Annotated in this window: 11 protein-coding genes; 8 read left to right on the forward strand and 3 right to left on the reverse strand. The window is 64.3% G+C overall.

Annotated features, from left to right (window positions below; genetic code table 11):
* Nucleotides 1–115: 115 nt before the first annotated feature.
* The 3 genes from HAP48_RS03685 to HAP48_RS03695 form a co-directional block, all read right to left on the reverse strand.
* Nucleotides 116–1,660, reverse strand: coding sequence for a SpoVR family protein (locus HAP48_RS03685; RefSeq protein ID WP_166214660.1), 1,545 nt, complete (start codon nucleotides 1,658–1,660; stop codon nucleotides 116–118).
* A 4-nt stretch (nucleotides 1,661–1,664) separates the two neighbouring features.
* Nucleotides 1,665–2,933: a YeaH/YhbH family protein gene (locus HAP48_RS03690; RefSeq protein WP_166214658.1), complete on the reverse strand. Its 1,269-nt coding sequence runs from the start codon at nucleotides 2,931–2,933 to the stop codon at nucleotides 1,665–1,667.
* A gap of 112 nt (nucleotides 2,934–3,045) precedes the next feature.
* Entirely contained in the window at nucleotides 3,046–4,989 is a 1,944-nt protein-coding gene (locus tag HAP48_RS03695; protein WP_028342433.1) for a PrkA family serine protein kinase, read from the reverse strand.
* A 506-nt stretch (nucleotides 4,990–5,495) separates the two neighbouring features.
* Between HAP48_RS03695 and HAP48_RS03700 the strand changes: the two genes are divergently transcribed.
* From HAP48_RS03700 to HAP48_RS03735, 8 genes are all read left to right on the forward strand, one after another.
* On the forward strand, nucleotides 5,496–6,113 hold the full coding sequence (locus HAP48_RS03700) for a hypothetical protein (RefSeq protein WP_166214656.1): 618 nt from the start codon (nucleotides 5,496–5,498) through the stop codon (nucleotides 6,111–6,113).
* Nucleotides 6,114–6,168: 55 nt separating this feature from the next.
* Nucleotides 6,169–6,615 carry a DsrE family protein gene (locus HAP48_RS03705; RefSeq protein ID WP_166214654.1) on the forward strand — a complete coding sequence of 149 codons (447 nt, stop codon included), beginning with the start codon at nucleotides 6,169–6,171 and terminating at the stop codon, nucleotides 6,613–6,615.
* Between the two features lie 216 nt (nucleotides 6,616–6,831).
* The gene (locus HAP48_RS03710) at nucleotides 6,832–9,678 is read left to right on the forward strand and encodes a bifunctional transaldolase/phosoglucose isomerase (protein ID WP_166214652.1); all 2,847 of its coding nucleotides are present in this window, start codon (nucleotides 6,832–6,834) and stop codon (nucleotides 9,676–9,678) included.
* A gap of 11 nt (nucleotides 9,679–9,689) precedes the next feature.
* The gene (gnd, locus tag HAP48_RS03715) at nucleotides 9,690–10,673 is read left to right on the forward strand and encodes a phosphogluconate dehydrogenase (NAD(+)-dependent, decarboxylating) (RefSeq protein WP_166214650.1); all 984 of its coding nucleotides are present in this window, start codon (nucleotides 9,690–9,692) and stop codon (nucleotides 10,671–10,673) included.
* 144 nt (nucleotides 10,674–10,817) lie between these two features.
* Complete coding sequence (gene zwf, locus HAP48_RS03720) at nucleotides 10,818–12,311, forward strand: glucose-6-phosphate dehydrogenase (protein ID WP_166214648.1); 1,494 nt, start codon at nucleotides 10,818–10,820, stop codon at nucleotides 12,309–12,311.
* Between the two features lie 2 nt (nucleotides 12,312–12,313).
* The gene (pgl, locus tag HAP48_RS03725) at nucleotides 12,314–13,066 is read left to right on the forward strand and encodes a 6-phosphogluconolactonase (protein WP_166214645.1); all 753 of its coding nucleotides are present in this window, start codon (nucleotides 12,314–12,316) and stop codon (nucleotides 13,064–13,066) included.
* 41 nt (nucleotides 13,067–13,107) lie between these two features.
* A complete protein-coding gene (locus tag HAP48_RS03730; protein ID WP_175612438.1) occupies nucleotides 13,108–13,596 on the forward strand; it encodes a gluconokinase in 489 nt (162 codons plus the stop codon).
* Nucleotides 13,593–14,399 carry an HAD family hydrolase gene (locus HAP48_RS03735; RefSeq protein WP_166214642.1) on the forward strand — a complete coding sequence of 269 codons (807 nt, stop codon included), beginning with the start codon at nucleotides 13,593–13,595 and terminating at the stop codon, nucleotides 14,397–14,399. The genes HAP48_RS03730 and HAP48_RS03735 overlap by 4 nt, the downstream gene beginning before the upstream one ends.
* Nucleotides 14,400–14,401: the final 2 nt, after the last annotated feature.

Consider the following 14,401-nt stretch of genomic DNA (forward strand, 5'->3'; position numbering starts at 1 on the left):
GAATGTTGCCGGGATGTTCATGATGTGAGCCTTCGACGGACGCGAAGGTTCACCGAGCAAGACATGCATTCCGCGCGGCGGTCGGCGCCGCGCTATCCGTTCGCTCGTGTTGTCCTCAAGCCGCGACCGCAGCCGCGCGCGGGCTGACGACATATTCCTTCAGCACCTTGTCGGTGCCGTCGACTTCGGTCAGCGCGACGTCGTAGGACCAGAGATCGGCGAGATGCTGCAGCACGCGCCGCGTGTCGGTCTCGTTGAGCTGCGCGCCCTTCACGGTTGAGTGACGCAGCATCAGACGGCGGTCACCGTCCAGATCGACGTCCACGACCTCGATATTGGCGTCGACAAAGCCAACGTCGTATTGCCGCGCCAGCTCGCGCCTGACCCGGCGGTAGCCACGCTCGTCATGGATCGCATCGACCTTGATCCCCTGGCTTTCCGCGGGGTCGTCGTGCAAATGGAACATGCGGAAGCGCCGGATCAGCGCCGGGCTGAGGAACTGGTTGATGAAGCTCTCGTCGCGGTAGTTGCTCCAGATCTCGCGCAGCACGCCCTCGACGTCGCCCTTGCCGGCGATGTCGGGGAACCACTCGCGGTCCTCGTCCTCCGGCGTCTTCACGATCCGCTCGATGTCCTGCATCATGGCGAAGCCGAGCGCATAGGGATTGAAGCCGGAATAGCGACGGTCGTCGAACTCGGGCTGGAACACCACATTGGTGTGCGACTGCAGGAATTCGAGGAAATTGCCGTCGGTGAGCCGGCCCTGCTGATGCAGCCGGCTCATGATGCGGTAATGGACGTAGGTCGCGGTGCCCTCGTTCATCACCTTGGTCTGGCCCTGCGGATAGAAGTACTGCGCGATGTGACGCACGATGCGAATGAGCTCGCGCTGCCAGGGTGCGAGACGCGGCGCGGTCTTCTCGAGGAAGTAGAGGATGTTCTCCTGCGGCAAACCGAGCAGTGCGCGGCGGCGCTCGGCGGTGAGCGCGGCCTTGCTCTTGGCCTTGGTGTTCGGCACCGTCCGCCACAAATCGTTGAACACGCTTTCCTCGTGCTGCCGGCGCTCGCCGGCGCGCTTCTCCTCGGCACGCAGGTCGAGCGTCTTCTTGCCGGGGTAGCGGTCGACACCATGCGACATCAGCGCATGCGCGGCATCGATCGTCCGCTCCACCGTCTCGCGGCCATGGCGGTCCTCGCAGACCGCGATATAGCCCTTGGCGAATTCGAGATAGTCGAGGATGCCGTCGGCGTCGGTCCACTGCTTGAACAGATAGTTGTTTTTGAAGAAGTGATTGTGCCCGAACGCCGCGTGCGCGATCACCAGCGTCTGCATCGTCGCCGTGTTCTCCTCCATCAGATAGGAAATGCACGGCGAGGAATTGATCACGATCTCATAGGCGAGGCCCATCAGGCCCTTGCGATAGGAGGCTTCCTGGAAGGCGAACTGCTTGCCGAACGACCAATGCTTGTAGAACAGCGGCATGCCGACCGACGAGTAGGCATCGAGCATCTGCTCGGCGGTGATCACCTCGATCTGGTTGGGATAGACGTCGAGCCCGAGTTCGGTGCGCGCGATCTGCTCGCAGGCGTCGTGAACCCGCTGCAGGGTCTGGAAATCCCAGTCGGCGCCCTCGAACAGCCGTTCGCCGGAAGAACCCATCACGCTACACCCTTTCCTGCTTGCTGCGGCGCTTGAACAGGTCCTGGAACACCGGGAAGATCTCGCCGCGCTCGCTCACCTTGCGCATCGACAGCGGCGCGCCCTCGTTGCGCAGCCGCTCATAGAGCGTCCAGAGCGAGGAGTCGGGCATGTCGAAAGTGTAGTTGGCGGCTTCGCCGACCTCGAGATAGGCGAAGAACTGGCAGACCGGCAGGATCTTGTCGGTCAGGAGATGGCCGGTCAGCCCGCTGTCGGACGTCATGTTGTCGCCGTCGGAGGCCTGGGCGGCATAGATGTTCCAGTCGGCCGGGCGGAAGCGGGTGCGGACGATGTCGTTCATCGCAACCAGCGCGCTCGACACCAGCGTTCCGCCGGACGCCGGTCCATGGAAGAAGGTATCCTCGTCGACCTCCTCGGCGCGGTCGGTGTGGCGGATGAACACGATCTCGACGTGCTTGTAGCGCCGCTTCAGGAACACGTAGAGCAGCATGTAGAACCGCTTTGCCAGATCCTTCATGTGCTCGGACATCGAGCCGGAGACGTCCATCAGGCAGAACATCACGGCCTGCGCCACCGGCTTCGGCACTGTCTCGAAGCGCCGGTAGCGGATGTCGATCGGATCGATGAACGGAATGCGCTTGACCTTGGCCTTCAGCGCTTCGAGCTGCGCCACCAGCTCACGGCGCCGCGTCTCGTCATCGCATTCCGCAAGCTCGGCCTCGAGCGCCTCGACCTCGTCCTTGCGCGGCCGGCGCAGCGCCACACGCCGCGCCAGCGCCCGGCTCACCGTGCGGCTGATCGAGATGTTGGCGGGCGAGCCCGATGTCGCATAACCCGCGCGCCGGAGGCCCTCGCTCTCGGTTTCCGCGAGCTTGCGCTTTTCAAGGTCGGGCAATTCGAGGTCGTCGAGGAAAAGGTCGACGAACTCCTCGCGGCTGAGCACGAAGCGGAAGGCGTCCTCGCTGTCGCCCTCGCCGGCGCCGGAGCCCTTGGCACCGCTCTGGTTCGGGCGCTGCAGCCAGTCGCCCTCGACGAACTTCTTGTTGCCGGGCAGCACCATGTCGCGCGTGCCGCCCTCGCGCCGGAACCGCGGCTCGTCCATGCCGTCCAGCGGGATCGTCACCTCGCCGCCCTCCAGGACATCCTTGATGTCCCGGTCCTGCGACGACTTCTTGACAGCCCCCTGCACCAGCGCCTTGGCGCGCCGCAGGAAACGCTGACGGTTCTCCAGGCTCTTGCTACCCGGATTCAGCCGCCGATCGACGATATGCATGACCACTTTGCATCTGCCTCGCGCCGGATGCGATCATCACCAGTCGCATCGCATTCTTCTTGGACGGGACGGAACGGAACGGAGAGCCGGTGCCGGCTCTCCGGATCGTGCACTAGCCGGCCTGCTTCACCCGCATGTACCACTCGACGAGCCTGCGGACCTGGCGCTCGGTATAGCCGCGCTCCACCATCCGCTCGACGAACTCGCCGTGCTTCTTCTCGGTCTCGCCGTCCTTCTTCGAACCGAACGAGATGACCGGAAGCAGATCCTCGACCTGCGAGAATATCCGCTTCTCGATCACGTCGCGAACCTTTTCGTAGGAGGTCCAGCTCGGGTTCTTGCCATTGTTGTGTGCCCGCGAGCGCAGCGAGAACTTGACGACCTCGTTGCGGAAGTCCTTCGGGTTGGCGATGCCGGCCGGCTTCTCGATCTTGGTCAACTCCTGGTTCAACAGCTCGCGGTTCATCAGCTGACCGGTGTCGGGATCCTTGAAGTCCTGATCCTCGATCCAGGCATCGGCGTAGTCGACGTAACGGTCGAACAGGTTCTGGCCGTAGTCGGCGTAGGATTCCAGATAGGCCTTCTGGATCTCGTTGCCGATGAACTCGGCGTAGCGCGGCGCAAGATCGGCCTTGATGAATTCGAGATAGCGCTTCTCGGTCTCGTCAGGCAGCTGCTCGCGGCGGATCGCCTGCTCCAGCACATACATCAGATGCACCGCATCGGCGCCGACTTCGGTGGTGTCGTGGTTGAAGGTCGAGGCCAGCACCTTGAAGGCAAAGCGGGTGGAGACGCCGTCCATGCCCTCGTCGACGCCGGCCGCGTCCTTGTACTCCTGCACGCTGCGCGCCTTCGGATCGGATTCCTTGAGGCTCTCGCCGTCATAGACCCGCATCTTGCCGAACAGCGTCGAGTTCTCGTGCTTGCGCAGCCGCGACATCACCGAGAAGCGTGCCATCGTCTCCAGCGTCGCCGGAGCACATGGCGCGGCGGCAAGCTCGGAGCCCTGGATCAGCTTCTCGTAGATCTTCTGCTCTTCGGTCACCCGCAGGACGTACGGAACCTTGATGACGCAGATGCGGTCGATGAAGGCCTCGTTGTTCTTGTTGGTCTTGAAGCTCTGCCACTCCGCCTCGTTGGAGTGCGCGAGGATGATGCCGGTGAACGGGATCGCGCCGATGTTCTCGGTGCCGATGTAGTTGCCCTCCTGCGTCGCGGTCAGCAGTGGGTGCAGCATCTTGATCGGCGCCTTGAACATTTCGACGAACTCGAGCACGCCCTGGTTGGCGCGGTTGAGGCCGCCGGAATAGCTGTAGGCGTCGGGATCGTTCTGGGCGTAGGTCTCGAGCTTGCGGATGTCGACCTTGCCGACCAGCGAGGAGATGTCCTGGTTGTTCTCGTCACCGGGCTCGGTCTTGGCAACCGCGATCTGGCGCAGCCGGGAGGGCTGGATGCGCGCGACGCGGAATTGCGAGATGTCGCCGCCGAAGGCTTCGAGCCGCTTGTAGGCCCAGGGCGACATCAGCCCGCTCAGCCGACGGCGCGGAATGCCGTACTTCTCCTCGATCATCGGGCCAAGCGTCTCGGGATCAAACAGCCCGAGCGGGCTCTCGAACACCGGTGACAGTTCGTCACCCGCCTTCAGCACGTAGATCGGATGAATTTCCATCAGCGCCTTGATGCGCTCGGCAAGCGATGACTTGCCGCCGCCGACCGGCCCGAGCAGATAGAGGATCTGCTTGCGCTCCTCGAGACCCTGCGCGGCGTGGCGGAAGAAGCCGACCAGGCGCTCGATCGTGTCCTCCATGCCGTAGAAGCCGGCGAAGGCTGGATACGATCTGATCGTACGGTTCAAAAAGATACGGCCAAGGCGTGGGTCCTTGGCCGTGTCGATCATCTGAGGCTCACCGATCGCCGCTAATAACCGCTCGGCCGCATTGGCATATCGCATCGGATCGCTTCGACACGACTCCAGATACTCGGCCATCGACATGTCGGTCTGGCTTCGCGCTTCAAACGACCTTGCGAAGGCGTTGAACAAAGAATCGTTGTACATGATCCCTCTCTCCACGATATGTATCGCCGCACGACTGACGCGAGTCGCAACCAGAGTATCCAAGGATCGAATCAGCGTCGGCACGCTGGGTCCATTGGACACTCGACCGACTCACTTCGGCAATGCACGGCGCGTGCAGCCTCTGCCTTATCAACAGGCAGGAAGCTTAATGGTTCATCAATATCCCCCGAAGGTAGCCTGTTTTTGACGGTTGTAGCGCCTCCGCAACATCCGTGGTTTACCGGGGCCCAGGCCTCCGAGGCCGACATCCGAGCGGGGCAACTTCCCCGTCCGGCGATGAACGTTAGCCTCCCTGAAAAGGTGTGACTGTCCAGCCTTGGCGTCAAGATGCATGCCTCACAAGCTGCATGAACAATCTGTCAGACAGCGTTGAACGTGCCTCGTTGTCGCCGCGACTAAGGCAACGAGCCCGCGCAGTTCCGCGCGGCACCATTGCCGCGCCTAGAAGTGACACCTTGGAGGCACGGCATATTCCCGAGACGGTCATGGAGCGGACGTTCCTTGTTGTCGCACTCGCAGCCGCAGCCTGTGCCGGCGCGGCGTTAGCCGCCCGGGCGCAGGAAGCCATCGACAAGGCGACGGCGGCCGCCTTCGACAACAGGATGTTCGCCGGACCGCCCGGCGCGAAAGCCTATGCCTGCTTTGTGCGGCGCTACGATGCAAATCATCTGGCGCAGCACCCGAAGCAGAAGGTCAGCGCGATGAAGCTTCTGGTGTCAGCCGAAGACGCGCCGGAGGACAAGACCACCAATTACGCGTTCCGCCTCGGCGTCACCTACCGCCACCGCCCCGGCAATTTCGACTCCAGCGGCTACTGCAACCACGCGATCGCAACCGAGTCCGGCCACGAGGTCCGCTTCGAATGCGGCGTGGATTGTGAGGGCGGCGGCATCACCGTGGCGTTGTCGAAGGACAACAAATCCGCGATCGCGCGCCTTGGCCGCATCATGGTGTGGAATCGTGACAAGCCCGACGACGACGCGCGCGAAGCGCTATTCGCCGGCGCCGACGACAAGATCTTTCGCGTCGACCGCACTGACTTGAGTGAATGCGCCGAACTTGTGACCGACCGCCAGGAACTCGCTGCGCTCCGCCACAAGTGATCGGCTTGCCCAACTCGAAAACACCAAATCAACAACATCAGCGCGGGGGGACGCCATGCACCGACGCAGCATCCTGTGGGGCACCCTCTCGGCGATCGGCGCCGCCTTCGCGGCGTCACGGGCGACCGCCGCCACCGAGGCACCGCCGCAGAAGCTGAAGGTGGTCTATCACCTCGATGACCTCGACAAGGTCAATTTCGTGATCGGCAACATCCAGAACCATCTCGACGGCGTCGGCGGCCGGGACAATGTGACGATCGCGCTCGTGGTGCACGGCCGGGCGCTGAAGGCGTTTCATTCGGCCGCAGCCAACCCAGACCTGGCAAAGCGTGTCGGGCAGTTCACGAGGTCCGGAATTGAACTCGCCGCCTGCCGCAACACCATGAAATCACAGAACATCGGCCTGAAGGACCTGCTCCCGGGCTTCGTTGCCGCCGAGCGCGGCGGCGTGGTCCGCCTCGCCGAGCTGCAATCCCAAGGCTACCTCTACCTGCGGCCCTGACGTGCGGCCATGCGCCGCGATGCGTCATAAAAATGTGCCGAGATCAGGGTCTGCTCGGGCCGCCTCCCAAGGGATCGAACTGTTGTGAATGGCGTTATCCCTTGGGAATGCTGATATTCCGCCCGGGCTCCACCTCATGTTGACAATCCGCCTCCGCCCCCGAAAGCTGCCCGGGAACCCAATAATCGACCCTCGATCGAACGAGAACAGGCACCCATGAACCCCGTCAAAGCACTCGAAAATCACCGCCAGGCCGTCTGGCTGGACTTCCTCGCCCGCGGCTTCGTCGCCAACGGCGACCTGAAGCGGCTGATCGAGACCGACGGCGTCAAAGGCGTGACGTCCAACCCGTCGATCTTCGAGAAGGCGATCGGCAGCTCGGACGAGTATGACGGCGCGATCGGCCAGGCCCTCAAGAAGGGCGACCGCTCGGTCGCCGACCTGTTCGAGCATCTCGCGGTCGAGGACATCCAGCACGCCGCCGACGTGCTTCGCCCGGTCTACGACAAAAGCCACGGCGGCGACGGCTTCGTCAGCCTCGAAGTGTCGCCCTATCTCGCGATGGACACCAAGGGCACGATCGCGGAGGCCGAGCGGCTCTGGAAGGACGTCCACCGCAAGAACCTGATGGTCAAGGTGCCGGCGACGCCGGAGGGGTTGCCTGCGATCGAGTATCTGATCGGCGAAGGCATCAGCATCAACATCACGCTGCTGTTCTCGCAGCAGGTCTATCGCCAGGTCGCGGAGGCCTATCTCAAGGGCCTGGAGAAGTACGTCGCCAAGGGCGGCGACCCCTCCCATATCGCAAGCGTCGCGAGCTTCTTCGTCAGCCGCATCGACAGTGCCGTCGACAAGCAGCTCGACGAGAAGATCGCGAAGGCCAACGATCCGCACGAAAAGGAGCGGCTCGCGGCGTTGAAGGGCAAGGTCGCGATCGCAAATGCAAAGCTCGCCTACCAGGACTACAAGCGGCTGTTCTCGGGCGCGCGCTGGGACAAGCTCAAGGCCAAGGGCGCCAAGCCGCAGCGGCTGTTGTGGGCGTCCACCGGTACCAAGAACAAGGACTACAGCGACGTGCTCTATGTCGAGGAGCTGATCGGCCCCGACACCGTCAACACCGTGCCGCCGGCAACGCTCGACGCGTTCCGCGATCACGGCAAGGTGCGCGACAGCCTCGAGGAGAATGTCGACGACGCCCGTCACGTGCTGGAGGAGCTGGAGAAGTCCGGCATCTCGCTCGATGCGATCACCGAGGAACTGGTCAAGGACGGCGTCAAGCTGTTCGCCGATGCGGCCGACAAGCTCTACGGCGCGGTGGCCCATAAGCGCGCGACCTCGCTCGGCGGCGGCATCGACCACCAGAAGCTCGCGCTCGGCGCCACCATCGGGAAGGCGGTCGAGAAGAGCGCCGAGGAATGGCGCGCTTCGGCCAAGATCCGGAGGCTGTGGCAGAAGGACAAGTCGATCTGGACCGGCGACGACGAGAACAAATGGCTGGGCTGGCTGACCAGCGCGGCCTCTGCCGACGTGGCCGACTACGAGGATTTCGCGCAGCGCGTGAAATGGCAGAACTTCACCGACGCCGTCGTGCTCGGCATGGGCGGATCGAGCCTCGGGCCGGAGGTGCTGGCGCAAACCTTCCCGCACCGCACAGGCTTCCCGCGGCTGCACGTGCTCGACTCCACCGACCCGGCGCAGGTGCGCGCGATGGAGGAGTATGTCGACATCTCGCGGACGCTGTTCATCGTCTCTTCCAAATCCGGCGGCACCACCGAGCCGAACGTGATGAAGGACTATTTCTTCGATCGGGTGGCCAAGGCGATCGGCAAGGAGCTGGCCGGCCACCGTTTCATCGCCGTGACCGATCCAGGCTCATCGCTGCAGAAGGTCGCGATCAAGCAGGGTTTCGCCCGCATCTTCTACGGGGATCCTGCGATCGGCGGCCGCTATTCCGTGCTGTCGCCGTTCGGCCTGGTGCCGGCGGCCGCCGCGGGTATCGACGTCCGCAGCCTGCTCGGCCATACGCTCGCCATGGTGCGCTCCTGCGGGGCCGACGTGCCGCCGCAGGAAAACCCGGGCGTGCAGCTCGGGCTTGCGATGGGCATCGCCGGGCTCGACGGCCGCGACAAGGTGACGATCTTCTCCTCGCCTGACGTCGCCGATTTCGGCGCCTGGGCCGAGCAGCTGATCGCGGAATCGACCGGCAAGGACGGCAAGGGCCTGACCCCGATCGAGGGCGAGACGATCGGCGACGCCGCGGTTTACGGCAACGACCGCTTCTTCATCGACCTGCGCACCGAGGGCGAGCACGATGCTGCCCATGAGGCAAAACTCGCCGCGCTGGAGGCTGCGGGTCATCCCGTCGTGCGCATCGTGATGAAGTCGATCGACCATATCGGCCAGGAGTTCTTCCGGTTCGAGATCGCAACCGCGGTGGCGGGCTCCATCCTCGGCATCAACCCGTTCAACCAGCCCGACGTCGAGGCCGCCAAGATCAAGACGCGCGAGCTGACGGCAGCCTTCGAGAAGACCGGGTCGCTGCCGGCCGAGCAGCCGGTGGTGTCCGCCGACGGGGTCGATCTCTACACCGATGCGCAGAACGCCGAGGATCTGCGCAAGGCCGGCGCCAATGGCGACCTCAATTCCTGGATCAAGGCCCATCTCTCGCGCTCCGGCCGCGGCGACTATGTCGCGCTGCTCGCCTATATCGAGCGCGACGGCGACACCATCGACGCCATGCAGGCGATGCGGCTGAAGGTGCGCGATGCCAAGCACCTTGCGACCTGCGCCGAGTTCGGCCCGCGCTTCCTGCATTCGACCGGGCAGGCCTACAAGGGCGGCCCCGACAGCGGCGTGTTCCTGCAGGTCACGACCGACGATGGCCACGACCTGGCGGTGCCTGGCCAGAAGGCGAGCTTCGGCGTGATCAAGGCGGCGCAGGCGCGCGGCGATTTCGACGTGCTTACCGAGCGCGGCCGGCGGGCACTGCGCGTGCATCTCAAGGGTGACCTCGCCTCCGGGCTCGCGGCGCTCGACGCCGCGATCTCGGCTGCGTTGAACTGACGGAGGCGAGGATGCAACTCGGCATGATCGGCCTCGGGCGGATGGGCGGCAACATCGTTCGCCGCCTGATGACCCAGGGCCACACCACCGTGGTCTACGACAAGGATCCCAAGGCGGTCGCGGCGCTGGTGGCGGACAATGCCACCGGCGCCTCGTCGCTGGAGGATTTCGTCCTCAAGCTGGAACCGCCGCGCACCGCCTGGGTGATGCTGCCGGCCGGCAAGATCACCGAAACCACCATCGACGCGCTCGCAAAGCTGATGCAGCCCGGCGACGTCATCATCGACGGCGGCAACACCTTCTGGCAGGACGACGTCCGCCGCGGCAAGGCGCTCCGGGAGCGCGGGCTGCACTATGTCGATGTCGGCACCAGCGGCGGCATCTGGGGCATCGAGCGCGGCTATTGCATGATGATCGGCGGCGACAAGGGCGTGGTCGATCGGCTCGACCCGATCTTCAAGACGCTGGCGCCAGGCATCGGCGACATCCCGCGCACCCCCGGCCGCGAGGGCCGCGATGCCAGGATCGAGCAGGGCTACATCCACGCCGGTCCTGTCGGCGCCGGGCATTTCGTCAAGATGATCCACAACGGCATCGAATACGGCCTGATGCAGGCCTATGCCGAAGGCTTCGACATCCTGAAGAACGCCAATATCGAGGCATTGCCGCCGGAGCATCGGTTCGATCTCGACATCGCCGACATCGCCGAAGTCTGGCGACGCGGCAGCGTGATCCCGTCCTGGCTGCTCGACCTCACCGCCTCGGCGCTGGCGCACAACCACACGCTCGACAATTATTCCGGCTTTGTCGAGGATTCCGGCGAAGGCCGCTGGACCGTCAATGCCGCGATCGATGAGGCGGTGCCGGCCGAGGTGCTGACGGCTGCGCTCTACACCCGCTTCCGCTCGCGCAAGGATCACACCTTCGCGGAGAAGATCCTCTCGGCGATGCGCGCAGGTTTCGGCGGTCACAAGGAGCCGCCGAAGAAGGCTTAGAGCGTTTTCGAGCGAAGCCTGTCCCGCACTTGATGCGGGATGGGCACCGGTTCGCGTGAAGACAACGCGCCAAAACCAGAATCTGGAGCCCCCGTTCCGATTCAATCGGAACGGGGGCTCTAGAAGACAACAGCGGAAGGTCACGTGCAGAAGAAACCCGATCCCTGCTCCTTCATCATCTTCGGCGCCACCGGCGATCTGACACACCGGCTGGTCGTCCCGGCGCTCTACAATCTTGCGGCAGGCAATCTTTTGCCGGATAAATTCTGTGTCGTCGGCATTGTCCGCAAGGGGATGTCGAGCGAGCAGCTGACCGACAGCCTGATGCAGGGGCTTCGCAAATTCGCCACCCGCCCGGTAGATGAGGCGATCGCGAAGCGGCTATTCGAATGCGTCACCTCGGTCGAGGCCGATCCGCGCGATCCAGCGTCATTCGATGCCATGAACGAACGGCTCGACAAGCTCGAGACGGCGCGCGGCACCGGCGGCAACCGACTGTTCTATCTCGCGACCCCGCCGAGCGCCTTCCTGCCGATCAGCGAGCAGCTCGGACGCACCGGCATGCTGGAGGAGAACGGCGCCTGGCGGCGGCTGATCATCGAAAAGCCGTTCGGCACCGATCTGGCATCGGCGAGGGCGCTGAACGCCGCGCTGCTGAAGCTGATGGACGAGCACCAGATCTACCGGATCGACCATTACCTCGGCAAGGAAACGGTCCAGAACATCCTGGTGCTGCGTTTCGCCAACGGCATGTTCGAGCCGATCTGGAATCGCAACCACATCGACCACATCCAGATCACCGTCGACGAGAAGCTCGGCGTCGGCCATCGCGGCAGCTTCTACGACGCCACCGGCGCGCTGCGCGACATGGTGCCGAACCATTTGTTCCAGCTGCTGTCGCTGGTGACGATGGAGCCGCCGGCGCGCTTCGATGCCCACGCCGTACGCTCCGAGAAGGCCGAGGTGTTGAGCGCGATCCAGACCCAGAGCGAGCAGGAAGCACTATCCAATTCGGTACGCGGCCAGTACCGCACCGGCAGGATCGGCGACACCGAGATCGAGGACTATCTCAAGACACCGGACGTCAAGCCCGGCAGCTCGACCGAGACCTATGCCGCGCTGAAGCTGACCATCGACAATTGGCGCTGGGCCGGCGTGCCGTTCTACCTGCGTACCGGCAAGGCGCTGACCAGCAAGCGCACCGAGATCGCGATCAAGTTCAAGCAGGCGCCGTTCGCGATGTTCCGCGATACGGCGGTCGACCGCCTGTCGCAGAACTACCTGGTCATCTCCACCGAGCCGACCGAAGGCATCGAGCTGCAGTTCAACACCAAGGTGCCGGGCCCGGCCATCAATATCGACGGCGTCGAGATGAAGTTCCGCTACAAGGACTACTTCAAGGCCGAGCCATCGACCGGCTACGAGACGCTGATCTATGACTGCATGATCGGCGACAATCTGCTGTTCCAGCGCGCCGACAGCGTCGAGGCCGGATGGCAGGCGGTGCAGCCCTTCCTCGACGCCTGGAAGAGTGCCGGCGGGCGCGGCCTGCAACCCTACAAGGCCGGCTGCGAAGGCCCGGAGGCCGCCAACGCGCTGCTGACGCGCGACGGCCGCAGCTGGCGGAAGCTCGGCTGATCATGACCGCGAGCGGCCAGCGCAAGATCATCACGGTCGCGGATCCGGCGGCACTGGCGAAAGTCGCCGCCGAACGGGTGATCGCGAGGCTTGCGGAGAACAGCGGCCGGATCGCGGTGTGTCTCACCGGCGGCTCCAGCCCCAAGGCGCTCTACCAGCTGCTGGCGACGCCGGATTATCGTGAGAGGATTCCATGGGACCGCGTCGACTGGTTCATCGGCGACGAACGCCTGGTGCCGCGCAAGGACAAGCTGCACAATATGAGCATGGCGCGCCAGGCCTTCCTCGACCGCTGTGCGCCTGCCGCCAATGTGCACCCGATCGCAACCGACACTGCGGACCTCAGGGATCCCGACATCAGCGCGGCGCTGTATGAGAACGAGCTGATGGCCTTCTACGGCGCCGAGCAGCTCGATCCGGCGCGGCCGCTGTTCGACCTGGTGCTGATGGGCATCGGGCCCGATGGCCACACCGCCTCGCTGTTTCCCGGCTACCCCGCGGTTGAGGAAACCCGGCGCTGGGTGGTCGGCGTGCCCAAGGCCAATGTCGAGCCGTTCGTGCCGCGCGTGTCGCTGACCTTGCCCGCCCTCGCCTCCTGCCGCGAGATGCTGTTCGAGGTGGCAGGCGAAAGCAAGCGCGCGATCTTGACGCGCCTGTTCGCAGGCGAGAACCTGCCGGCAAACCGCGCGCGATCGCTGGGCGAAACCGTCTGGCTGATCGATCAGTCCGCGCTGCCGGAGGATTTTCGTGGGTGACTTTCTTGGCTGACGGGCAAACCCCCTGCGCACTGGTCGTGATGGGCGTCTCCGGCTCGGGCAAGAGCACCATCGCCGATCGTCTCGCGATCAGGATCGGCTGGCGCTTCGAGGACGGCGACAGTTTTCATCCGCCAAGCAATGTCGCGAAGATGCATTCCGGCCAGCCGCTCACCGACGAGGACCGCTGGCCCTGGCTGCGCGCGATCGCCGATGAGATCGACCGCACCTGCGGTGTCCGCGAACGTGCCGTCATCGCCTGCTCGGCGCTGAAGCGCGCCTATCGCGACATCCTGGTGCATGGCCGCGACGAGATCCGCATCGTCTTTCTCGACGGCACGCAGGAGCTGATCGCCGCGCGGCTCGCCGCACGCAAGGACCATTTCATGCCGCCGGGCCTTCTCGCCAGCCAGTTCCGCACGCTGGAGCCGCCGACGCCGGACGAACGCCCGATCACGGTTGCGATCGACCGCACCGTGGAAGCCATCATCGAAGACATTGTCAGTCAACTGAAGCTGGACCGCCCATGACCCGCATCGCTCTTGTCGTATCCGATGTCGACGGCACGCTGCTCACCAAGACCAAGACCCTGACCGACGGCGCGAGGACGGCGGTGCGCAGGCTGCATGAGGCCGGTATCGGCTTCACCATCGTCTCCAGCCGCCCGACGATCGGGATGAGCTTCCTGGTCGCGCCGCTCGCGATCACGCAGCCGATCGGCGCCTTCAACGGCTCTTCGATCGTCGATCCGCAAATGAAGCCGCTCGAGCAGCATTTGATCCCCGCGGCGACGGCGAAAGGCTGCGTCGACTTGTTGCGCAACTATGGCGTCGACATCTGGCTGTTCACCAACGACCGCTGGCTGACGCGAAATCCCAACGGCGAGTACACCGCCCACGAGCAGCACACCATCAAGCACGATCCGACCATCGTCGACGACTTCACGCCCTATCTCGGCCAGGCCTGCAAGATCGTCGGCGCGAGTTCGGATGCCGCCCTGCTGCAGCGCTGCGAGGCGGAAATGCAGCAGATGGTCGGCAATGATGCGACCGCGGTCCGCTCGCAGACCTACTATCTCGACGTCACCCCGCCCGGCCATGACAAGGGCACCTTCGTCGAGGGCATCGCGAAACGCCTTGGCGTGTCGCTCGAGAATGTCGCCACGATCGGTGACATGCAGAACGATCTGCCGATGTTCGCGAGAAGCGGCGTCTCCTTTGCGATGGGCAATGCCAGCGATGACGTCAAGGCACGCGCCACGCATGTGACCGAAACCAACGAGCACGACGGTTTCGCCCGGGCGATGGATGTGGTGCTGACGATGGGCCGTTAATG

It is taken from the genome of Bradyrhizobium septentrionale, from assembly GCF_011516645.4.
GTDB classification, from domain to species: domain Bacteria; phylum Pseudomonadota; class Alphaproteobacteria; order Rhizobiales; family Xanthobacteraceae; genus Bradyrhizobium; species Bradyrhizobium septentrionale.

Coding starts and splice junctions, on each gene's coding strand:
- HAP48_RS03705 (WP_166214654.1), top strand. CDS start 6,169: ATGCACCGACGCAGCATCCTGTGGGGCACCCTCTCGGCGATCGGCGCC.
- HAP48_RS03700 (WP_166214656.1), top strand. CDS start 5,496: ATGGAGCGGACGTTCCTTGTTGTCGCACTCGCAGCCGCAGCCTGTGCC.
- HAP48_RS03735 (WP_166214642.1), top strand. CDS start 13,593: ATGACCCGCATCGCTCTTGTCGTATCCGATGTCGACGGCACGCTGCTC.
- gnd (WP_166214650.1), top strand. CDS start 9,690: ATGCAACTCGGCATGATCGGCCTCGGGCGGATGGGCGGCAACATCGTT.
- HAP48_RS03685 (WP_166214660.1), bottom strand. CDS start 1,660: ATGGGTTCTTCCGGCGAACGGCTGTTCGAGGGCGCCGACTGGGATTTC.
- pgl (WP_166214645.1), top strand. CDS start 12,314: ATGACCGCGAGCGGCCAGCGCAAGATCATCACGGTCGCGGATCCGGCG.
- HAP48_RS03730 (WP_175612438.1), top strand. CDS start 13,108: ATGGGCGTCTCCGGCTCGGGCAAGAGCACCATCGCCGATCGTCTCGCG.
- HAP48_RS03695 (WP_028342433.1), bottom strand. CDS start 4,989: ATGTACAACGATTCTTTGTTCAACGCCTTCGCAAGGTCGTTTGAAGCG.
- HAP48_RS03690 (WP_166214658.1), bottom strand. CDS start 2,933: ATGCATATCGTCGATCGGCGGCTGAATCCGGGTAGCAAGAGCCTGGAG.
- HAP48_RS03710 (WP_166214652.1), top strand. CDS start 6,832: ATGAACCCCGTCAAAGCACTCGAAAATCACCGCCAGGCCGTCTGGCTG.